We start from the raw sequence: 20958 nt of genomic DNA on the forward strand, positions 1-20958 counted from the left end.
GTTTGTTTGCACGAAAATGCTCAGCCATTTGGTGTATTTGGGCGGTTCTCCGCTATTCACCGCGCGTCGATTTGGTCGAAGTGGGCTGCGTGCCCGATGATCCGTGTAGCTCTAAGTTCGCTTGTTAGTCGCAGCACCTGATCTCGTGAGTACATGGGTAACTCGCCGGGCACGCCCACAAGCCGAATCCTTCGTGAACCGCCGGCCCGGCACCGTGCTGTCGTCGCACTCGATGACCGGTAAAAGGCGCGGAGAGGCGGAACAGAGAGGCTACGAACTCGGATGAGTAAGCGAATCTTCGGTTGGGCGGCGCGAATCACGGCAGCTGTGGCTGTCATGGGGCTCGGGGTGGTGACACCGGCTCTGGCCGAACCTCTCTTTCCCAGTGGGCCCGATATTCCGGGCGTTCCCGCGATCGTTCCCACCCCCTCGCCCTGCCCGGTGGTCGAGGCGAGGGCCTGTATGCGCCTGTCCACCAATGAGGCGTGGTTGGTCGACAACGGCCGGGTGATTTTCGGCCCGACGCCGATCTCGCACGGTATGGCCGGGTACGAGACCCCGCCGGCGGTCACACGGATTTCGTTCAAGCGCGAATTCCACTGGAGCACGATGCACAACGCGCCGATGCGCTGGGCCACGTTCTTCAACGGGGACATGGCATTCCATGTCGGCCCGGTGGATTCCAAATCGCACGGTTGTGTGCGGATGACCGAGGACGGCGCGCACCGCTTCTTCGATTACCTGAAGCCGGGCGATATCACCCAGGTCATCGAGTAGGACTCCGTCGACCCACCGGGGCCCGCGCTCCGGTGGGTTACCGTCTTGCGCGTGCGTACATGGTTGATCGGTGTGGCGGTCGGGATCGTCGTGGTGCTCGCGGTGGCGGCGGGGCTGTACGTGCTGATGAATTCGCGGACCTATCAGCTGCAGGGGCGGCTGGTGGATCGGGTCGAGACCGACGAGCAGGTCGTGGCGCTCACCTTCGACGACGGCCCGACCGAGCGCACCCCCGAGGTCTTGGCCATGCTGGCCGAACTCGACGTGCCCGCCACGTTCTACCTCGTCGGCAAGGACCTGGCCGCCCACCCCGAGTACGGCACGGCGATCGCCGCCGCGGGCCACGAGCTCGGCAACCACACCTACAACCACCACCGCATGGTGCTGGTCTCCGCCGACACGGTGCGCTCCGAGATCGAGCGGACCGACGAGCAGATCCGGCGCACCGGCTACCAGGGCGAGATCACCTTCCGGCCGCCCTACGGCAAGAAGCTCTGGGAACTTCCGCACTACCTGGCCCGGCACGATCGCACCACGGTGACCTGGGATGTGGAGCCCGATTCCGCGGGTGGTGCCTCGCGGGCGCGGATCGTCGAGGACACCCTCGCGCGGACCCGGCCGGGGTCGATCATCCTGCTGCACGTCATGTACGGCACCGAATCCGCCGCCGCCGTGCCCGATATCGTGCGTGGCCTGCGCGCGAAGGGCTACCGGTTCGTGACCGTGTCCGAGCTTGTCGAGCGCTGAATCCGAGCCCCGACCGGCCGGTCCGGTTACCGGCTAGTATCGGCGGCGTGGCTGACAACTCCTCTCGTCGACGGACGCACTCCTACCTCAGTGGACTGCTGTTCGTGATGGGCACCCTGCACTTCGTCGCACCCAAGCCCTTCGACAAGATCGTGCCGCCGCAGCTGCCCGGCGACCCGCGCGCCTACACCTACGCCTCCGGCGTGGCCGAGCTCGGCGTGGCGACCGCGCTGGCGGTGCCGCGCACCCGCAAGCTCGGCGGCTGGCTGGCCGCGGCGCTGTTCATCGGCGTCTTCCCGGCCAATATCCAGATGACCGTCGACGTGGTGGGTAACCCGAAGGCGCCCACCGCGTTCAAGGCGGGCGTCCTGGCGCGGTTGCCGTTGCAGATCCCGATGCTGGTGGCCGCGCTGCGGGTGGCGCGCGGGCGCTAACTCAGGCGAAGGTGTCGCGGTCGATGCGCAGGGTCGTGATGGTGGCGGCCAGGCCCTCGTACTGGTTGATCAGCAGCACGATCTCGATGAGGCGCCGATCGTCGTAGTGGGCGGCCAGCCCGGACCAGGTCGCGTCGTCGACGGTGCGGGTGCTGACCAGCTGGTCGACGGTGGCCAGTAGGGCCCGCTGCCGTGGCGTCCAGCCCTCGGCCGTCGGTCCGGCGGCGACGCGTTCGATCTCCTCGGCCGTCAAGCCCGCCTTGCGGCCGAGGCGACGGTGGTGGTCGGTCTCGTAGTCGCATTCGCGCAGGTGCGCCACCCGCAGGATCACCAGCTCGGCCTCCGCGCGCGGCAGCCGCCCGCCGGGCATGAGCTTGCCCGAGAAGTGCAGCCAGCCGCGGAACAGGCCCCCGGTGCGGCCCAGTGTGCTGAACAGGTGCGCGTCGTCGGTGCCCGACGCGCGGGAAAGTACTTGCCACACAACCCAGTTGATCGGCCCGAGTTCACCGAGTCGTCCGGGCGAAACCCGTGGTAGGGGTGCTGCGTCCATCTTCGGTCCACCTGTCGTCTCGAACGTCCTCGGCCCGGATCACGAGCGTACTCGGCGGTATCGATACCGGAGGCCGCTCCTGTATTCACACCGATTTTCTTTGGTTTCCAGTGGTTTTCGGAACAGTTGCGCGTCATGATCGGTGGGTACCGCAGCGCGCAGCGGCGGTGTGAGGACGCAGCACTGGTAGGGGAACATCGCACATGCTGGTTCGGATCAGACCTGGTGCAGAGCTCACCGGCGCCGAGCGCGAGCTCGTGGAATGCCTGCGTGACTTCGCGAGTACGGGGCTCGCGCTGGTCGATTGCCGGGTGGGTGATCGGCGGCTGGGGGCGGTGATCGTGACCCCGCGCGGGATCACGGTGCTCGAGGTGAAGGGTTTCCGGCGGCGCCAGAGCGGGCTGCTGGCCATGACGGCCGACGGCGGCTGGATGATCAGCGACAGTCCGCTGGATCTGGACGCCGAGCCGTCGAGCGGGCTCACCGACCGGGTGGAGCACGGGGTGCACGCGGTGCGGGTGGCGCTGGAACAGGCGTTGCAGGACAGCAGGCACGTCTGCGGGGCGGTGGTGTTGGTGCCGTACCGGGGCGTGGTCGTCCGGCCCGCACGGACGGTGCTGCGGCCCGGTTTGGACGTGGTGGTCGCCAATACCGTTGACGCGCACGAACTTCGGACGTACCTGAGCAACTTCTCGGCGGGCCCGCCCGGCTGGACCGTGGATCGCGTGCTCACCACGTGCACGGCGCTGGGGGTGGCCGAACCGCCCTCGCGCGCCGAGCTGGTCGAGGAGGGCTTCGCGGCCAACCGCCCCGAGCCCAAGCCGGTGGTGGTCCCGGTGCGCCGGGTCAGCGCGCCGCCGCCGACGCCGAGCGACCCCACCCGCCACGGCCGTTTCGTCGGGATCGGGTTGTTCGCGGCGGCCCTGGTGGGGGTGTTCGTGGTGTTCCTGGTGGCCGGGATGGCGCTGCTGGAGGAGTCGCCGCGCCCGCGGCCGATGTCGGACACCTCGCAGAGCACCACCAACGCGCCGACGCCGACCCCGCGCAAGACCGAGTGCTTCCCGTTCCAGCAGCAGTGCTGATCAATCCCGTACGGCGCGACCGAGTTTGGTGAAGGCGATCGCCTGCTCGGCGCGTACGCGCACATGCGCGCGCGAGGATTGGATGTGCGCGGTCAGCGTCTGCAGGGCCTGGTCGTCGCCGGCGAGCACCTGTTCGGCGATGGTGATGTGCTCGGCGGTCATGGCGGCCACGCGCTCGGCGGTGGGGACGTCCATGGTGCGCACCGGGCGCACCCGCAGGTACACGGCGGTCAGCGCCTCGACGAGCGCGGGATTACCTGCGGCCCTGAGCAATTCGGTGTGGAAGCGCTCGTCGGCGGCGACCAGGTCGGGGCCGGGCTCCGGCGGGGTGTCGCGGTACTCGCGCCAGCGGGCGAGTTCGGCGCGCACGGTGGGCAGATCGTGCGCGGCGGGAACGTGCACCTGGACCGAACCCCCGGCGGCGATGCGTTGGAAACCCCGGGATTCCAACACGATTCGTAGCTCGTAGAGCTCATCGAGTTCGTCCAGGCGCGGACGGTAGAGGTAGAGGCCGTCGGTGTGGCGCTGGACAAGGCCGTCGGCCTCCAGTCGCGCCAGCGCCTCGCGCACCGGAGTGCGCGAGACGCCGTAGCGCTGGGCCAACCGTTCGGCCCGCAGTCGTTCGGTGGGCTGCAGTGTGCCGGTGGCGAGGTCGTGGCGTAGCTCCTCGTAGACACGCTCGGCCAGCGAGACCCGCCCCCTGCGTCCCATGTGCGTGGGCTGCGTTCAGATCGCCATCGCCGCGCGCACCGCGGATTCGGCACCGGCGCCGCCGGTCCCGGACGAGCCGAGGTGGCCCGAATGCAGCACGTAGTAGTGCTGGGCGGCCTGCAGGGCGAAGCCGATGTGCTGTTCCACCAGCAGCACGCTCAAACCGCCACGCTGGGTCAATTCGATGATGGTGCGCTCGATCTCGGCGACCACCGAGGGCTGGATGCCCTCGGTGGGTTCGTCGAGGATGAGCAGTTTCGGCTCGGTGATCAGCGCCCGCGCGATGGCCAACTGCTGACGCTGACCGCCCGAGAGCAGCCCGGCCTTGCGGGTGAGCAGGTCCTTCAACGCGGGGAACAGGTCGAGGGATTCGTCGATCAGCGCCTTGCCGCGCTTACGTCCGTCGGCGACCACCTGCAGGTTCTCCGCGGTGGTGAGCTGACCGAAGCTCTGCTGACCCTGCGGCACGTAGCCGATGCCGCGCTTGACCCGCTGCGAGGGCGAGAGCTTGGTGATCTTCTCGCCGTCGAAGGTGATGGTGCCCGACTTGGTGGGCAGCAGACCCACGGCGGTCCGCAGCAGGGTGGTCTTGCCCGCGCCGTTGTGGCCCATGATGGCGACCACGCTGTCGTCGGGCACGGTCATGGTCACACCGTGGATCACCTCGGTGCGGCCGTAACCGGAATGGACCTCGTGTAGTTCAAGCATCGGCCGACTCCTTGTCTGTCCCAGCCAGATTCGCGGTGCCGAGGTAGACCTCCTGCACCTTCGGATCGGCCTGCACCTGTTCGACGCTGCCCTCGCTGAGCACCTTGCCGCCCGCGAGCACGGTGACCGAGGTGGCGAAGGAGCGCATGAAGTCCATGTCGTGCTCGACGACGATGACCACGCGGTCACCGCCGATGCGGCGCAACAGGTTTCCGGTCTCCTCGCGCTCCTCGGCGCTCATGCCGGCGACGGGTTCGTCGAGCAGCAGCACCGAGGCGTTCTGCACCAGCAGCATGCCGATCTCGAGCCACTGCTTCTGTCCGTGCGCCAGCACCCCGGCGGGCTTGTCCCGCAGGGCGGTGAGACCCGTTGTCTCCAAAGCCTCTTCGATCGCGGGCAGCACGCCCTTGCGGGTGCGCAGCAGCGACCACGGCGAGCGACCCGCGCCCGCCGCGATATCGAGGTTCTGCAACACCGTGAGCTGCTCGAAGACACTGGCCGTCTGGAAGGTGCGCCCGATGCCCAGGCGCGCGATCTGGTGCACCTTCTTGCCGAGCAGTTCCACCCCGGCCTTCTGCGCCGAACCGGTGGCCGGGACCAGGCCGGTGATGGCGTCGATCAGGGTGGTCTTGCCCGCGCCGTTCGGGCCGATCAGGAACCGCAGGTCGCCCTGCAGCACCGTCAGGTCGACGTCGGTGACCGCCTTGAAACCGTCGAAACTGACCGTGAGGCCACGGATTTCGAGGTAGTCGCTGTCCATGCCCGCGTTGCCACCGGCTTTGGGTTCGTGCGTGGTCATCGCGCTTCCACCTTCTCCTCGGTGACGACAGCGGGTTCGGTGGGCGCGGGCGGCAGCTTCTTACGGCTGTCGAGCCAGCCCTTGACCATCGGCCACAGCCCGGCCAGACCGGCGGGGATGAAGCCCACGACCACGATGAACAGGATGCCCTGCATGTAGGTCCAGCCCGACGGGAACTGCTCCGAGAGCGAGGTCTGCGCCCAGGCCACGCCGATCGCGCCCAGGATCGGGCCGAGCAGGGTGGTGCGGCCGCCGATGGCGACGCCGATGAGGAACGCGATCGAGGGGATCACGCCGATGTCGGCGGGAGAGATGATGCCCACGATCGGGGTGAACAGCGCGCCCGCGATACCGGCCAGGAAGGCCGCCACCACGTACGCCACGATCTTGACGTTGGCCGGGTCGTAGCCGAGGAAGCGCACGCGCTCCTCCGCGTCACGCACCGCGACCAGCAGTTCGCCGTAGCGGCTGCGGTTGAGCTGACGGATCAGCGCCACCACCAGCAGCAGCGTGGCCGAGGCGATGAAGAACAGCATCTGGCGGTTGGCCGGATCCGACAGGCGGAAACCGAAGAAGGACCGGAAGTCCGACAGGCCGGTGAACCCGCCGATGGCCTGCTGGCCGGTGAGCAGGATCGCCAGCGCCGCGGCCAGCGCCTGGCTCAGGATGGCGAAGTAGGCGCCGCGCACCCGCCGCTTGAACACGCCGTACCCGAGCACCGCCGCGACCAGCGCGGGCAGCACCAGGATGCCGATGATGGCGACCGGCGCGGAACTGAACGGCTGCCAGAAGCCCGGCAGTGTGCTGATGCCGGAGATCTCCATGAACTCCGGGACCTCGTTACCGAGGCGCGCGGCGTCGGCGAGCTGCATGTGCATGGCCATGATGTAGGCGCCGATGCCGAAGAACACGCCCTGGCCGAGGGTGAGCATGCCGCCACGGCCCCAAGCCAATCCGATGCCAGCGGCCACGATGGCGAAGCAGAGGAACTTGGCGAGCAGGTTCAGACGGAAATCGCTCAGAACCGCCGGGGCGACAGCGAACAGCAGAATCGCCGCGATGCCGAAGCCGAGTAGCGGTGTCAGGCGCGGATATTCGCGCAGACGGTCGGTGAGTGCGGTCATGCCAGGCTCCTCGTCCGCACGGTGAACAGGCCCTGCGGGCGAACCTGCAGGAAGATGACGATCAGCACGAACACGATCACCTTCGCGATGGACGCGGTGGTGGAGTATTCGATGAACGAGTTGAGCAGGCCGAGCGCGAACGCCGCGATCACCGTGCCCTTGATCTGGCCGAGGCCACCGATCACGACAACGAGGAACGCGTCGATCAGATAGCTCTGGCCGATGGTGGGACTGGTCGAGCCGATCAGCGTGAGGGCCACACCGGCCACACCCGCCAGGCCCGAACCGATGAAGAACGTGCTGATATCGGTCAAACGACTGGAGATGCCACTGGTTTCGGCCAGGCCGCGGTTCTGCACGACGGCGCGGATCCGGCGGCCCATCGGGGTGGTCTTGAGCACGGCGGCCAGCGTGGTCACCGCGACGATCGCCAACACCAGGATGAAGATGCGGGTCTTGGGGACCACCGCACCGGCGATCGTGATGCCGCCACTGAGCCATTCGGGGACGAGCACGTTCTTGGCGGGGGCGCCGAAGATGTCACGCGCGGCCTGCTGGAGCACCAGGCCGACACCGAAGGTGACCAGCAGGGTGTCGAGCGGGCGGTCGTACATGTAGCGGATGAGCCCCATTTCCAGGGCGGCGCCGAGCAGGCCACCGATCAAGAACCCCATGAACAGGGACACGACGAGCGAGACGCCGGCCGAGGAGAAGATCTGCTGCACAACATAAGTGGTGTAGCAACCGGCCATGATGAACTCGCCGTGCGCCATGTTGATGACGCCCATCTGACCGAAGGTCAACGACAGGCCGAGCGCGGCGAGCAGAAGAATGGATCCCAGACTCAGCCCGGTGAAGAGCTGACTGATCAGCACGTCCATTGCAGGACTCCTAGCAAAGATGGACGGTGGTGGGACGCGCCCGGAATCAGGCGCGTCCCACCACCTTCGGGCGACTTACTTCAGGCCCTTGGCCCACTCGTAGGACTTCAGGTACGGGTCCGGGGTGATGGCCGTGCCGGAATCCCAGACGGTGTAGATCAGGCCGTCGGGGCGGATCTCACCGATGCGGGCGGTCTTGGTGATGTGGTGGTTGGAGCCGTCGATGGTGACCAGGCCCTCGGGGGCTTCGAAGCTGACACCGTCGGCCGCGGCCTGGATGTCGGCGACGGCGAAGGACTTGGCCTTCTCGACGGTGTTCTTCCACAGGTAGACCGAGGCGTAGGCGGCTTCCATCGGGTCCGAGGTCGGCTTGTCGGCGCCGAAGGCGGCCTTGTAGTCGGCGACGAACTTCTTGTTGGCCGGGGTGTCGATGGTCTGGTAGTAGTTCCAGGCGGTCAGCTGGCCCGCGATGTTCTGCGCGCCGATACCGGCGACCTCTTCCTCGGCGATCGACACCGACACGACCGGCATCTCGGCGGCCTTGAGACCGGCGTTGGTGTACTCACGGAAGAAGGCGACGTTGGAGTCACCGTTGAGGGTGTTGAACACCGCGCCCGCCTTGGCGGCACGCACCTTGTTCACGATGGTGGAGAAGTCGGTCGAGCCCAGCGGGGTGTAGTCCTCGCCCTTGATCTCGATGCCGTTGGCCGCGGCGTAGGCCTTGATCTCGCGGTTGGCGGTCTGCGGGAAGACGTAGTCCGAGCCGACCAGGTAGAGGGACGTGATGCCCTTCTGCTTCAGGTAGTCCAGCGCGGGGATGATCTGCTGGTTGGTGGTGGCGCCGGTGTAGAAGATGTTCTTGGAATCTTCCAGGCCCTCGTACTGCACGGGGTAGTAGAGCAGCGAGTTCAGGCTCTCGAACTTGGGCTTCATGGCCTTGCGGCTCGACGAGGTCCAACCACCGAAAACGGCGGCGACACAGTCGGAGCTGATCAGCTTCTCCGCCTTCTCGGCGAAGGTCTTCGGATCCGAGGCACCGTCTTCGAGGACGATCTCGATCTTCTTGCCGTTGACGCCACCGGCGGCGTTGATCTGGTCGATCGCCAGCTTGGTCGAATTCGCCACGGTGACTTCGGAAATGGCCATGGTGCCCGACAGCGAGTGCAGCGAGCCGACCTTGATGGTGTCCTTGGTGGTGTCGACGCACGAGGCGGCGGTCGAGCCTTCCGACGCGTCATCGCGCGCACCACAGCCGGTGAGCAGCAGGCCTGCGACGGCCACCGCGGCAGACACTGAAAGTGCCTTGACCAAACGGGTTTCAGACATGGGGCGTTCTCCTCATCAGGTGTTACGGCGGCGCCACACGCGCCACAACGAATACCGCCGCTGCCTGCCCCGGGACTGGATGTACACCGAGTTGTATACAGAAGCTGTATTCGTGGTGCGAACAGTAAACGGGCGATGTTGCCCCGGAATATCGCCCGATCACATGCCCGTTTCGTCTGTTTCATCCATGTGAATTGTTCATCCACACAGGCCGACCGGGCCGGAGAGGTGGCGTTACTTGATGAGATACGGGGAGACCGAGCTGCGGTGTTCGCTGATGTCTAGGGCTTTGCCCAGGGGTGGGAAGGCGCGTTGGGGGCAGTTGGCGCGGACGCAGACTCGGCAGCCGGCGCCGATGGGGGTGGCGGCGGCTTCGCCGAGGTCGATGCCGTCGGCGTAGACGACGCGGCCGGCGTGGCGTAGTTCGCAGCCCAGGCCGATGGCGAAGGTTTTGCCGGGTTGGCCGTAGCGGGTGGCGCGGCGTTCTACGGTGCGTGCGATCCAGAGGTATTTGCGGCCGTCGGGCATCTGGGCGATCTGGGTCATGATCTTGCCGGGGTAGGCGAAGGTCTCGTAGACGTTCCACAGGGGGCAGGTGCCGCCGCTGGCGGAGAAGTGGAAACCGGTGGCGGACTGGCGTTTCGACATATTGCCCGCGCGGTCCACGCGCACGAAGGAGAAGGGGACACCGCGCAGGGTGGGGCGTTGCAGGGTGGACAGGCGGTGGCAGATGGTCTCGAAACTCTGCGAGAAGAACGCCGACAGGCGCTCGATGTCGTAGCGGAAGTTCTCGGCTACATCGTGAAAGTGGGTGTAGGGCAACACCATCGCCGCGGCGAAGTAGTTCGCCAGGCCCAGCATCGCGAGCTTGCGGGAGGCTTCGGAGGCGAAATTGCCCTCGTCGACCAGCTTTTCGAGCAGGGCGCCGCATTCGAGGTAGGCGAGTTCGGCGGCGAGCTTGAACGTGCGCTGCCCGCCGGACAGGTGCGGGGAGATCTCGAGCTGCCTGGTCTCGGGGTCGAAATGGTGCAGCACGCCCTCGCCGAGGTCGATGCGCTCGATCACCCGCACATCGTGCGAACGCAGCAGGCGCACGATCTCGGTGCTCACCTCGCCACCGTGGAAACGGATGCGGGCGGTGAGATCCTCTGCGGCGGTGTCGAGTTCGTGAATGTAGTTCTGGCGCTGATAGAAGTAGTCGCGCACTTCCTCGTGCGGCTTGGAGATCGCGGCGCTGCCGGAGCCGTCGGCGAAGCGGTCCTCGGTGGCGGCGGCGAGCTGGGCGCTGGTGTTGCGGTAGCGGTTGTGCAGGGCCACCAGGGCGCGCGCCATCGACGGGTGCGCCGAGACCATGTCGGCGATCTGCTGGGTGTCGGCCTCGATGCCGAGCTCGGCGTCCATCACGACCTCGGACAGCTCGGCGATCAGGCGGGTGTCGTCCTGGGCGGAGAAGAAGGTGGGGTCGACGCCGAAGACGTCGTTGATGCGGGTGAGCACCGGCACGGTGAGTGGGCGCACGTCGTGTTCGATCTGGTTGAGATAGCTGGCCGAGATCTCCAGCTTCTGCGCGAGCGCCACCTGGCTCAGTCCGCGTTCGGTGCGCAGCTGACGCAGCCGCGCTCCGACATACGTTTTGGCCATATGTCCAGTTTAGGGGCGATTTCACAGCCTTGCCAAGCGATTGTTAGCAACCGCGCCCCGCCGGTTTCTGTCGGACCCCCGCGTTAGGGTCGTGAGGTGCTGTTCAGCGATGTCGTTGCGGCCTCCGACGCCGTCCGAGCCACCCGGTCACGCAAGGCGAAGATCGCCGAGCTGGCCGGGCTTTTCGAGGTCGCGGGCCCGAACGAGATCGGCACCGTGGTGGCGTGGCTGTCGGGGGAGCTGGTGCAGGGCCGCATCGGCGCGGGTTGGCGCACGGTCGCCGGACTCGACACCCCGCGCAGTGCCGAGGCGAGCCTCACGGTCGAAGCGGTGGACGCCCTCTTCACCCAGCTCACCGGCCTCGGCGGCAAGGGCTCCACCGCTCGCCGCCGCGAACTGCTCACCGACCTGTTCACCGCCGCCACCGCGCCGGAGCAGTCCTTCCTGATCCGCCTGCTCACCGGGGAGTTGCGCCAGGGCGCGCTCGCCGCGGTCGTGGTGGAGGCGCTCGCGCAGTCCACCGCGATCCCCGTCGAGGTCGTGCGCCGGGCCCACATGCTCTCGGGCGACCTGCCCACCACTGCGATCGCCGCCCTGTCCGGCGGCGAACCGGCCCTGTCGGAATTCCGCCTGGAAGTGGGTCGTCCGGTGGCCCCGATGCTCGCCTCGCCCGGCGGTTCCCTCGACGAGGCCCTCGCCGAACTCGGCCCCCGCGTCAGCGTGGAACACAAACTCGACGGCGCCCGCATCCAGGTGCACCGCGCCGGCGACGACGTGCGGGTGTTCACCCGAACCCTGCGCGACATCACCGCCGGTGTCCCCGAACTCGTGGCACTGGTCCGAACCCTCGAGTGCACCAGCGTGGTCCTGGACGGGGAGACCCTCGCCCTCACCGATGCGGGCCGCCCCCGCCCGTTCCAGGAGACGATGAGCCGCTTCGCCACCATCGGCGACCCCCGACAGCTGCACCCCTACTTCTTCGACTGCCTGCACCTGGACGGCACCGACCTCATCGACGAACCGCTCGCGACCCGTCGCGCGGCCTTGGAGAAGGTCGCGGGCGAGCACAGCATCCCCGCCCTCGTCGCCCCCGACGCCGAAGCGGCCGCCGCGGCCTACGACGACGCCCTCGCGGTCGGCAACGAGGGCGTGATGGTCAAGTCCCTCGACGCGCCGTACGCGGCGGGCAGGCGCGGCAAGGCGTGGCAGAAGATCAAACCCGCGCACACCCTCGACCTGATGGTGCTCGGCGCGGAGTGGGGTTACGGGCGGCGGACGGGATTCCTGTCGAACCTGCACCTGGGCGCGCGCGATCCGGTGACGGGGGAGCCGGTGATGGTCGGCAAGACGTTCAAGGGCCTCACCGACGAACTGCTGCGCTGGCAGACCGAGGAGTTCCCCCGCCACGAAACCCACCGCGACGCCCAGACGGTGTATCTGCGGCCGGGGATCGTCGTGGAGGTCGCGCTGGACGGGGTGCAGACGAGCACGCGGTATCCGGGCGGCGTGGCGCTGCGCTTCGCCCGCGTGGTGCGCTACCGGCCCGACAAGGAACCGGACGAAGCCGACACGATCGACACGGTGCGCGGACTCGCCATGCCGTCGGGCTGAACTCGCGCAGATCAGCGAGACTTTCCCGCAACAGTTTGGCAATCCGGGCGCAGCATACGACACACTGTTCGGGTGAGCGCCGAACTAGTGGTCCTGTTGATTGTCATCGTCACAGCTCTCTTCTTCGACTTCACCAACGGTTTCCACGACACGGCCAACGCGATGGCCACCTCGATCGCCACCGGCGCGTTGAAGCCGAAGGTGGCAGTCGCGGTGGCGGGCCTGTTGAACCTCGTCGGCGCCTTCCTGTCGGTGGCGGTGGCCGCCACCGTCGCCAAGGGCATCGTGCGGCTCAACGAGGTGCACGGGCAGGATCTGCTGGTCATAGTCTTCGCCGGCCTCGTCGGCGGCATCCTGTGGAACCTGTTCACCTGGCTGCTCGGGCTGCCGTCGAGTTCCTCGCACGCGCTGTTCGGCGGCCTGATCGGCGCGACCATCGCCGCGCTCGGGTGGAGCGGCGTGATCTGGGTGTCGGGCACCGAGGGCGTGCTGGTCAAGATCGTGCTGCCCGCCGTGCTCGCGCCGGTGGTGGCCGCACTGGTCGCGGCCATCGGCACCTTCCTGGTCTACCGGATCACCCGGGGGGTCGGCACCGACAAGACCGACGAGGGCTTCCGCTGGGGCCAGATCGGTTCGGCCTCGCTGGTCTCGCTCGCGCACGGCACCAACGACGCGCAGAAGACGATGGGCATCATCTTCCTGGCGCTGGTCGCCTACGGCTCGATCGACGCCGACGACCACATGCCGCTGTGGGTGATGGCCAGCTGCGCGGTCGCGATCGCGCTGGGCACCTACCTGGGCGGCTGGCGGATCATCCGCACCCTGGGCAAGGGCCTGGTCGAGATCGAGGCGCCGCAGGGACTGGCCGCCGAGTCGACCTCGGCCGCGATCATCCTGACCTCCGCGCACTTCGGCCTGCCGCTGTCGACCACCCAGACCGCCACCGGCTCGATCCTCGGTTCCGGCATCGGCAAGGGCGCCGAGGTGCGCTGGGGCGTGATGGGCCGGATGGTGGTGGCCTGGCTGCTGACGCTGCCCGCGGCGGGCATCGTGGGCGCGATCTGCTGGGCGCTGGCCCACCTGATCGGCGGGCTGGCCGGAGTTCTCGTAGTCTTCGCTGTACTGATCAGCGGCGGGCTCGGCATCTACTGGCGTTCCCGCAAGGCCCCGGTCGACCACCACAACGTGAACGAGGAATGGGACACGGTCGAACCGGCCCGGACCGATGATCAGAAGCAGATGGGATAGGAGGCACATTCCATGCACACACTGTGGCTGAATCTGCGCGAACTGTGGGATGTGTTGATCGCGGCGTTGGTCCTCGGCGTCGGAGTACCGGCGGTGTTCGCCTTCGCGGTGCGCTGGTGGGCACAGGCCGAGACCGTCGGCGCCGACGGTCAGGTGCGCCGTAATTACGTCGCGCTCACCGGTGCGCTGCTCTGTATGGTCGCGATCGTCGTGGTGGTGATCTCCGGAATCCTGTTCACCGCCAAGGCTTTCATCGCCCATCAGTTCGGTATTCACCTGTTCGGCCAATCATGAGCGAGGACCCGATGTCCGATCCGACCACCCCCGGCCCGGTACGGCCCAATGTGCTCGCCCGCGTGCTCGACTGGCTGCGCGCCGGATACCCGCAGGGCATTCCGAAATCGGATTATGTGGCGCTGTTGGCGGTGCTGCACCGCCACCTCACCGACTACGAGGTGGTGGTGATCGCGGAGCGGCTCGTGGAGGCCTACCGCGAGGGCGAGGCGATCAGCGAGTCCGATATCGCCGCGGCCATCGCCGATTTCGCCAAGCAGCAGCCCGCGCCCGCCGATGTGACAAGGGTGGCCGAACATCTGGCCGCCGGCGGCTGGCCGTTGGACGAACCGCTCGACGACGGTGAACCCACTTCCGAACAGAATTGATCCGCGCGCGCCGAAAATTCGGTGCGGCACGGTAATTCGCAAAGTTCGACAATCCGAATCGCCGGGGCGGCGCCTGCGTGCGCGCTAGCATTCACCCGTGGTTCGGCGCGCGGATGTAACCGATGGTGGACGTAGTTACGGTGGATTGTCGCGCCAGCAGCGGGTCGCGCTACGCCGCACCCGATTGACCGACGCGGCGCTGGAACTCTTCGGCACCCAGGGCTATTCGGCGACCTCGATCGAACGCCTGTGCGCGACCGCGAATGTGTCCACGCGCAGCTTCTACGAGGACATCGGCAGCCGCGAGGCGCTGCTGATCGCGCTGGTGGACCGGCTGAACTCGGCCGCGCTGCGCCGCCTCGACGAGGCACTGGAGCGCACCAACGAGCAGCCGCTGGTGGTGCGCGTGGTGGAGAGTTTCCGCGCGTTTCTCGCCGTGACCTGCCGGGATCGGCGCGCGGCACGGGTGTTCTATGTCGAGGTCGTCGGGGTGAGCCCGGTGGTCGAGGAGTGGCGGCGCGCGCAACGCCGCGCCATCTCCGCGCTGCTCACCCGGGAGGCCCAGCGGGCCGCCGAACGCGGCGAGGCCGAATCGCGCAGCCTGCACCTGTTCGGGCTGGCGGTGATCGGCGCGGTGAATTCGCTGGCCCAGGAAATGGTGCACACCAGCGTGCCCGGCGCCGCGATCTCGGTCGACGAGATCTGCGACGAGATCGCCTACTTCATCCGCTCCGGGCTCACCGTGCGCACACCGGCGGTCCTGCCCACCTAGCCGACGAAAAACGGGAGGCATCCGGTGCGGATGCCTCCCGTTTCGTGTGCGAGAGATCAGGCGGGGATGCCCATGCCCTCGGCCAGCATCGGCCATGACTCGTGCAGGGCCTGCTCCCAGTACGGCCAGTAGTGGGTGCCGACCGGGTTGAACATGTAGGTGGCCGGGATCCCGAGGGAGTCCAGCTTGGTCTTCAGGTTCGCGGTGCAGGCATTGGTCGCGGCCTCGATGGCGACACCGAGTCCGAGGTTGACCACGCCCATCGGGCCGTTGCCCTCGGTGTAGTAGCGCACGTCTTCCATCACCGGCAGACCACTACCGCTGGAGATGAACAGGTTGGTGCCGCGCAGCTTCTCGGCGTTGATGACCGGGTCGTTGGCGACCCAGGCCGGATCGTTGTCCGGGCCGTACATGTTCTGGGTGTTGCCGCCCGCCCAGGCCTCCACGGAGAACTTGACGAACTGCTTGCCCATCGGATCGGCGATCTGCGCGCAGCCGCTGTAGGCGGCGACGGACTTGAACAGGCCCGGCTTCTGCTCGGCCAGCTGCAGCACCGAGGTGCCGGAGGTGGACAGGCCCGCCAGCGAGTTCAGGCCGGTGGAGTTGAGGGTCTTGTCCAGCAGCGGCGGGAGCTCCTCGGTGAAGAAGGTGCTCCACTTGTTCAGGCCCAGCTTCGGGTCTTCCTGCTGCCAGTCGGCGTAGTAGCTGCCGCGGCCGCCGATGGGCAGCACGACATTGACGTGCTTGTCGGCGAGGAAGCCGAGCGCGTCGGTCTGGGCTTGCCAGCTGGCGGAGCCTTCACCGGCGTCGAGGCCGGAGAACATGTAGAAGTTGGGGGCGGGTGTCGACTCGTCCGCAGGACGTTGCACGTCGACAGTGATGTCCTTCTTCATCGCCGCCGAGTACACCTTCAGATGCCAGGTGCGCCCGTCCTTGACGATGGACGACACGGCCGAGGGCTTCTCGGGTTCGGCGGCAGCGGAGCCACCGGCGACCACGGCCACCGACAGCGCGGCGGTCAGGGCGACGGCGGTCGTGCGCATCACGGCCACAGTACGGAGTGCAGAGAGCTTCATTCGAACAGTCGGTTCCAGTCCACGGCCCTGTCGGGCACGTCATCGCAGTGTTTCCCCAGCTTGTGCGACCCTATCGGTTCGACAAGCTCCAGGCTGGCAGATCCTCTGACATTCTATGTCCTCCGCCGAGACATAATCGTTACTGGTTCACTTTTCTGGGTGACCTCGAGCACGCTTTAGCTTTACCACGCGCACGGTTAACGACGACGCAATATCGACCCCGCTCAGGAAATCCCACCGCAACCGGGCGCTCTTATGGTGACGAGCATGGGTAAGGAAATCCCCGGTAGCGCGACCACCGGGATCGAGATCAGCGGGTTGAGCAAGACCTTCAAGGTGGGCCGCAACACCGTCAACGCGCTCGAGTCGGTCGATCTGCACACCGCGCACGGCGCATTCCTGTCATTGCTGGGCCCCTCGGGCTGTGGCAAATCGACGGTGCTGCGCATTCTGGCCGGCCTGGACGAACCGAGTGCGGGAACGGCGCGGATCAATGGGCTGAGCCCGGCGCAATTGCGCGGCGGCCATCAGCTCGGCATCGCGTTCCAGGATTCGGCGCTGCTGCCGTGGCGCAGCGTGGAATCGAATATTCGGCTGCCGTTGCAGGTGGCCGGGCTGCCCGCCGAACCGGACCGCATCGCCGAGCTGATCGCGCTGGTGGGTCTGGAGGGCTTCGAGAAGGCCAAGCCCGCGCAGCTGTCCGGCGGTATGCGCCAACGGGTTTCGATCGCGCGCGCCCTGGTGGTGCAGCCCTCGGTGCTGCTGCTCGACGAGCCCTTCGGCGCCCTCGACGACATGACCCGCCAGCGGCTGAACCTCGAGCTGCTGCGCATCTGGACCGAGAAGCCCGCCACCACCCTGATGGTCACCCACGGCATCAGCGAGGCCGTGTTCCTCTCCGACGTGGTCGCGGTGATGAGCCCGCGCCCCGGCCGGGTGCTGGAACTGGTCGAGATCGACCTGCCGCGCCCGCGCACGCCCGAGATGATGCGCACCCCGGAATTCCACAAGCTCTGCGACTACCTGTCCGAGCTGCTGTTCGGGCGGGGTGGAGTGGCGTGAGTGCGCGAATGGGACGCCTGGCAGGCGCGCTGGGCATCGTCGCGCTGATCGCGCTGTGGTGGGGCCTGGCCGCGGCCGGGGTCGCGGGTGGGACGATTCCCACTCCGTGGCGGGTGCTGTCCACCATGTGGTCCGACGGGTGGGGCCTGTACGGGCCGAACTTCCAGATCACCGCGTGGGGCGCGTTCAAGGGCTTCCTGTGGGGCAATATCGCGGCGATCGGCGTCGCGGCGCTGGTCATGCTGGTGCCGCGGATCGAACCGCTGGCCACCCAGCTCGCGATTCTGAGTTACTGCGTCCCGCTGGTGGCGCTGGGCCCGATCATTCTGGTGGTGTTCGGCGGGCGCACGCCCACGGTGTTCCTGGCCGCCATGTACTGCTTCTTCACCACCATGGTCGGGGCGGTGAGCGGCCTGCGGTCGGCTGATCCGGCCAGCCTGGATCTGGTGCGCGCCTACGGCGGCGGCCGCTGGCAGCAGCTCTATCGCGTGCAGGCCATCGCGGCGCTGCCGAATACGTTCGCGGCGTTGAAGATCGCCGCGCCCTCGGCGGTGCTGGGCGCGATCATCGGTGAGTACCTCGGCGGTGTCGACAGCGGGATCGGCGTCGCGCTGACCGCCGCCCAGACCGCCTACAACGTGCCGCGCACCTGGGGCATGGCCCTGGCCGCCGCCGCACTGGCCGGACTGGGATATCTGCTGGTAGCGGGTGCGGCACGACTGATCACGCCGTGGACGGCGACCGCGGAGGAGAGCCGATGACCATCACAGTGCTACGCCGGATCGGGCGCTTCCTGCTGCCGCTGGCGACCTCGCTGATCCTGCTGCTCGTCATCTGGACGCTGTTCCTTCGCCTGTACCCGCAGATCGGCCCCCGGGTCGGCAAGACGCCGTCCGATATCTGGACCTACCTGGTCACCTCGCCCGGTGCGGCCACCGCGCGCGCGGCCATCTTCGACGACCTGTGGATCACCCTCGGCGACGCGGCCTCCGGGTTCGTCGTCGGCATGCTCGGCGCGCTCGGCGTCGCGGCGGTGTTCGTGCTGTATTCGGCGGTGCAACAGACGTTCATGCCGGTGGCGATGCTGTTGCGTTCGGTGCCGCTGGTGGCGCTGAGCCCGATCGTGGTGCTGGTCTTCGGGCGCGGCACCACGGGCGTGACGGTGCTGTCGGCGATCGTGGTGTTCTTCCCCGCGCTGGTGATGATCATGACCGGATTGCGGGAAGCGCCAAGGCAGGCAATGGAATTGGTGACCGCGTACGGCGGCTCGCGATGGACGCGATTGCGCATGGTCGCGATTCCCGCCGCGCTGCCGTCGGTGTTCGCCGCGGCCAGGGTCTCGGTGCCCGGTGCGTTGATCGGCGCGCTGCTGGGTGAATGGCTCGGGAGCGGAACGGGATTGGGCGCGAGTTTGGTGCGCGCCATTCCGATGTTCCAATACAACCGACTGTGGGCTTCCATTGTGGTGGTTACGGTTGTGTCGGTTCTGCTCTACGCGATTGTCGGCGTGATCGAGAACCTGGTCCTCGCCCGGTTCGGGCCCAACGCCGGTAAGTAGGGAATACCTGCGGAACGTGGGCGCAAAGAGAACGAAACGCGGCGAATCTACATTCTGCGTATGAGCAATATCGACCGTCGTTCCTTTCTCCGCTTTACCGCACTGACCGGCGCCGCACTCGGCGGCGCCGGTCTGCTCGCCGCCTGTGGCGGCAGTTCGGGCACCTCCTCGAACGGTTCGACCGACGACGGGTCGAAATACGGCAAGGTCGCCATCCAGCTGTCCTGGATCAAGAACATCGAATTCGCCGGTGAGTATTTCGCCGATTCCAAGGGCTATTTCAAGGAAGCCGGCTTCGGCGCGGTCGATCTCGTCGCCGGCGGCGCGGCCTCGACCTCGGTGGAGGCCGGGCTCGACACCGGCAAGATCTGGCTCGGCCTGTCGGCCCCGCAGACCACCGCGCCCGCCATCCTCGAGGGCCTGCCCGCCAAGATCGTCGGCGCCACCTTCCAGAAGAACCCGTTCGCGATCGTGAGTTCGGCGGCCAAGCCGATCAAGTCCCCGCAGGACATGAAGGGCCGCAAGATCGGCGTCCAGGACACCAACCAGCTCATCTTCAACGCCCTGCTGGCCGCCAACAACATCAACCCCGCCGACGTGACCATCGTGCCCGCGCAGTTCGACCCGACCCCGCTGGCCAACGGCGAGGTCGACGGCTGGGTGAGCTACGTGACCAACGAGCCGATCACCCTGGCCGCCAAGGGCTTCGCCAACGAGCACTTCCTGTTCGCCGACTTCGGGCTGCCGCTGGTCGCCGAGACGCTGACCGTCAGCCAGAACACCATCGACAACGAGCGCGACAAGCTCAAGGCGTTCCTGATCGCCGAGATCAAGGGCTGGAAGGACGCGGTGGCCGATCCGGCCGAGTCCGCGCGCCTGGCGGTGGAGGTCTACGGCAAGGATCTCAAGCTCGACCTGGCCGAGCAGACCCTGGAAGCCACCGCGCAGAACGACCTGGTCGTCTCCGACGAGACCAAGGCCAACGGCCTGTTCACGATCAGTGACGCGCTGATCGCGCAGAACATCGCCGCGCTGAAGACGGCCAAGATCGACATCACTGCCGAGCAGCTGTTCGACCTGTCGATCCTGAAGGAGATCTACGCGGAGAACCCGGGCCTGAAGTAAGCCCTGATGGAGTCGGCGCCGCACATCAGCGGCGCCGACTTTCTCATGTTCAGATAGCGACCGCGGCCGCGTAGTCGCGCTGGGCCGAAAGGCGAAGGCCCGCACGCGAAGCCAGGAAGTCGGCGGTGATGAACACCGCGGTCTCGGCGGGGGTGCGCGGACCCGATTCCAGCCCGGCCGGCACGTGCATGCGGGCCAGGGTGGGCTCGTCGAAGCCGCCCGCGCGTAGGTCGTCGAGGCGACGCGACTGGTCGGCGGGGGTGCCCAGCGCCGCGAGGTAGCCGAGTTCGGGCAGGCGGAGCGCGACGGTGAGCAGGGGGATCTCGAAACGCGGCTCGTTGGCCAGCACCACGATGGCGGTGCTCGAGTCGATCTCGCCCGAGGCCGAGAGCGTGTTGAGGTAGCGGTGCGGCCAGTCCACGACCACCTCGGCGCCGGGGAACGAGGCCGGGTCGGCGAACTCGGGCCGCGAGTCGCAGATGGTGACGCGGTGCCCGATGGCGCGCGCCTGGGCCACCAGGGTGGCCGCGTAGGCGTTGGCGCCGAAGATGATCAGGCGCGGCGGCGGGCAGTAGGACGCGACGAACAGATCCGACTCGGGCAGGGCGACGAGTTCGGTGGCGTGCTTGCGATCGGTGACCAGATGCTGGCCGATCACATCGGGGTCCTGATTCCACACCACGGTGAATACGGTGACCCGGCGATGGGCCTGAATATCGGCGGCGATGGTGGGGAATTCGGGAAAATCACGGCAGGAGAAGGGTTCGACGAAAATATCGACGAGAGTGCCGTCGTCGGAACTGGATTCCTGCCCGGTGAGCATGCTGTAGCGGCGTAGTTGCCGGACGCCGGTGCGGGCGGCTTCCAATGCGGCCTCGTACACGGTCTCTTCCAGGCGCCCCGCGGCGATGGAACCGAATACGCCGCCATTGGGGGTGACGAGCATCGACGAACCGATCGGAACGGAGTTGGTGCCGATAGTACGGACTACGGTGGCCAATCCTCCGGTACGGCCCGAATGCCACACTCGCAGAAGGTCATCGACGATATCGCGCATAGCTCAA

The 20958-nt window shown here is 67.4% G+C and carries 23 protein-coding genes; 13 read left to right on the plus strand and 10 right to left on the minus strand.

The features are described 5' to 3' along the window. The first annotated feature begins 282 nt into the window (after positions 1 to 282). The 3 genes from ACFP3H_RS21140 to ACFP3H_RS21150 all read left to right on the plus strand — a co-directional run bounded on the left by ACFP3H_RS21140 (position 283) and on the right by ACFP3H_RS21150 (position 1958). Complete coding sequence (locus ACFP3H_RS21140) at positions 283 to 777, plus strand: L,D-transpeptidase (RefSeq protein ID WP_378608621.1); 495 nt, start codon at positions 283 to 285, stop codon at positions 775 to 777. 51 nt (positions 778 to 828) lie between these two features. Next, positions 829 to 1524 (plus strand): polysaccharide deacetylase family protein, encoded by a 696-nt coding sequence (locus ACFP3H_RS21145; RefSeq protein WP_378608622.1) that lies wholly within the window; start codon positions 829 to 831, stop codon positions 1522 to 1524. 107 nt (positions 1525 to 1631) lie between these two features. After that, positions 1632 to 1958, plus strand: coding sequence for a DoxX family protein (locus tag ACFP3H_RS21150; protein ID WP_378608864.1), 327 nt, complete (start codon positions 1632 to 1634; stop codon positions 1956 to 1958). A gap of 1 nt (position 1959) precedes the next feature. Here ACFP3H_RS21150 and ACFP3H_RS21155 read toward each other — a convergent pair whose 3' ends face one another. Further along, positions 1960 to 2508 carry a carboxymuconolactone decarboxylase family protein gene (locus ACFP3H_RS21155; RefSeq protein WP_378608624.1) on the minus strand — a complete coding sequence of 183 codons (549 nt, stop codon included), beginning with the start codon at positions 2506 to 2508 and terminating at the stop codon, positions 1960 to 1962. A 203-nt stretch (positions 2509 to 2711) separates the two neighbouring features. Between ACFP3H_RS21155 and ACFP3H_RS21160 the strand changes: the two genes are divergently transcribed. Next, the gene (locus ACFP3H_RS21160) at positions 2712 to 3590 is read left to right on the plus strand and encodes an NERD domain-containing protein (RefSeq protein WP_378608625.1); all 879 of its coding nucleotides are present in this window, start codon (positions 2712 to 2714) and stop codon (positions 3588 to 3590) included. Here the strand turns inward: ACFP3H_RS21160 and ACFP3H_RS21165 are convergent, their stop codons facing one another. The 7 genes from ACFP3H_RS21165 to ramB all read right to left on the minus strand — a co-directional run bounded on the left by ACFP3H_RS21165 (position 3591) and on the right by ramB (position 10780). Beyond that, on the minus strand, positions 3591 to 4301 hold the full coding sequence (locus ACFP3H_RS21165; RefSeq protein WP_378608627.1) for a GntR family transcriptional regulator: 711 nt from the start codon (positions 4299 to 4301) through the stop codon (positions 3591 to 3593). It lies immediately after the preceding gene. Positions 4302 to 4316: 15 nt separating this feature from the next. After that, positions 4317 to 5009, minus strand: a complete 693-nt coding sequence (gene urtE, locus ACFP3H_RS21170) for an urea ABC transporter ATP-binding subunit UrtE (protein ID WP_378608628.1) — start codon at positions 5007 to 5009, stop codon at positions 4317 to 4319. After that, the gene (urtD, locus tag ACFP3H_RS21175; protein WP_378608629.1) at positions 5002 to 5808 is read right to left on the minus strand and encodes an urea ABC transporter ATP-binding protein UrtD; all 807 of its coding nucleotides are present in this window, start codon (positions 5806 to 5808) and stop codon (positions 5002 to 5004) included. Before urtD ends, urtE begins: the two co-directional genes overlap by 8 nt. After that, the gene (urtC, locus tag ACFP3H_RS21180) at positions 5805 to 6932 is read right to left on the minus strand and encodes an urea ABC transporter permease subunit UrtC (protein WP_378608631.1); all 1128 of its coding nucleotides are present in this window, start codon (positions 6930 to 6932) and stop codon (positions 5805 to 5807) included. Before urtC ends, urtD begins: the two co-directional genes overlap by 4 nt. Continuing rightward, positions 6929 to 7813, minus strand: coding sequence for an urea ABC transporter permease subunit UrtB (gene urtB, locus ACFP3H_RS21185; RefSeq protein ID WP_378608632.1), 885 nt, complete (start codon positions 7811 to 7813; stop codon positions 6929 to 6931). The genes urtC and urtB overlap by 4 nt, the downstream gene beginning before the upstream one ends. Positions 7814 to 7888: 75 nt before the next feature. Beyond that, entirely contained in the window at positions 7889 to 9139 is a 1251-nt protein-coding gene (gene urtA / locus ACFP3H_RS21190; protein WP_378608634.1) for an urea ABC transporter substrate-binding protein, read from the minus strand. 234 nt (positions 9140 to 9373) lie between these two features. After that, positions 9374 to 10780, minus strand: a complete 1407-nt coding sequence (ramB, locus tag ACFP3H_RS21195) for an acetate metabolism transcriptional regulator RamB (protein WP_378608636.1) — start codon at positions 10778 to 10780, stop codon at positions 9374 to 9376. A 96-nt stretch (positions 10781 to 10876) separates the two neighbouring features. Between ramB and ACFP3H_RS21200 the strand changes: the two genes are divergently transcribed. The 5 genes from ACFP3H_RS21200 (at position 10877) to ACFP3H_RS21220 (ending at position 15073) form a co-directional block, all read left to right on the plus strand. Next, entirely contained in the window at positions 10877 to 12391 is a 1515-nt protein-coding gene (locus tag ACFP3H_RS21200; RefSeq protein WP_378608637.1) for an ATP-dependent DNA ligase, read from the plus strand. 72 nt (positions 12392 to 12463) lie between these two features. Then, positions 12464 to 13639 carry an inorganic phosphate transporter gene (locus tag ACFP3H_RS21205; protein ID WP_378608639.1) on the plus strand — a complete coding sequence of 392 codons (1176 nt, stop codon included), beginning with the start codon at positions 12464 to 12466 and terminating at the stop codon, positions 13637 to 13639. A 12-nt stretch (positions 13640 to 13651) separates the two neighbouring features. Beyond that, a complete protein-coding gene (locus ACFP3H_RS21210) occupies positions 13652 to 13933 on the plus strand; it encodes a hypothetical protein (RefSeq protein WP_378608640.1) in 282 nt (93 codons plus the stop codon). 11 nt (positions 13934 to 13944) lie between these two features. Next, a complete protein-coding gene (locus tag ACFP3H_RS21215; protein WP_378608642.1) occupies positions 13945 to 14301 on the plus strand; it encodes a DUF3349 domain-containing protein in 357 nt (118 codons plus the stop codon). A 145-nt stretch (positions 14302 to 14446) separates the two neighbouring features. After that, a complete protein-coding gene (locus tag ACFP3H_RS21220) occupies positions 14447 to 15073 on the plus strand; it encodes a TetR/AcrR family transcriptional regulator (protein WP_378608644.1) in 627 nt (208 codons plus the stop codon). A gap of 56 nt (positions 15074 to 15129) precedes the next feature. Here the strand turns inward: ACFP3H_RS21220 and ACFP3H_RS21225 are convergent, their stop codons facing one another. Continuing rightward, positions 15130 to 16149 (minus strand): alpha/beta hydrolase, encoded by a 1020-nt coding sequence (locus tag ACFP3H_RS21225; protein WP_378608645.1) that lies wholly within the window; start codon positions 16147 to 16149, stop codon positions 15130 to 15132. Positions 16150 to 16416: 267 nt separating this feature from the next. Here ACFP3H_RS21225 and ACFP3H_RS21230 point away from each other — a divergent pair, with 267 nt between their 5' ends. From ACFP3H_RS21230 to ACFP3H_RS21245, 4 genes are read left to right on the plus strand one after another with little or no spacing between them, the layout of a single operon-like run. Then, positions 16417 to 17211: an ABC transporter ATP-binding protein gene (locus tag ACFP3H_RS21230; RefSeq protein WP_378608647.1), complete on the plus strand. Its 795-nt coding sequence runs from the start codon at positions 16417 to 16419 to the stop codon at positions 17209 to 17211. Between the two features lie 8 nt (positions 17212 to 17219). Next, positions 17220 to 17972, plus strand: coding sequence for an ABC transporter permease (locus ACFP3H_RS21235; RefSeq protein ID WP_378608865.1), 753 nt, complete (start codon positions 17220 to 17222; stop codon positions 17970 to 17972). Beyond that, positions 17969 to 18769, plus strand: a complete 801-nt coding sequence (locus tag ACFP3H_RS21240; RefSeq protein WP_378608649.1) for an ABC transporter permease — start codon at positions 17969 to 17971, stop codon at positions 18767 to 18769. Before ACFP3H_RS21235 ends, ACFP3H_RS21240 begins: the two co-directional genes overlap by 4 nt. Before the next feature lie 60 nt (positions 18770 to 18829). Next, complete coding sequence (locus ACFP3H_RS21245; protein WP_378608651.1) at positions 18830 to 19894, plus strand: ABC transporter substrate-binding protein; 1065 nt, start codon at positions 18830 to 18832, stop codon at positions 19892 to 19894. Positions 19895 to 19943: 49 nt separating this feature from the next. Here the strand turns inward: ACFP3H_RS21245 and ACFP3H_RS21250 are convergent, their stop codons facing one another. Beyond that, positions 19944 to 20951, minus strand: a complete 1008-nt coding sequence (locus ACFP3H_RS21250) for an XdhC family protein (RefSeq protein WP_378608653.1) — start codon at positions 20949 to 20951, stop codon at positions 19944 to 19946. Between the last annotated feature and the right edge of the window lie 7 nt (positions 20952 to 20958).

It is taken from the genome of Nocardia lasii, from assembly GCF_042658545.1.
GTDB lineage: Bacteria > Actinomycetota > Actinomycetes > Mycobacteriales > Mycobacteriaceae > Nocardia > Nocardia lasii.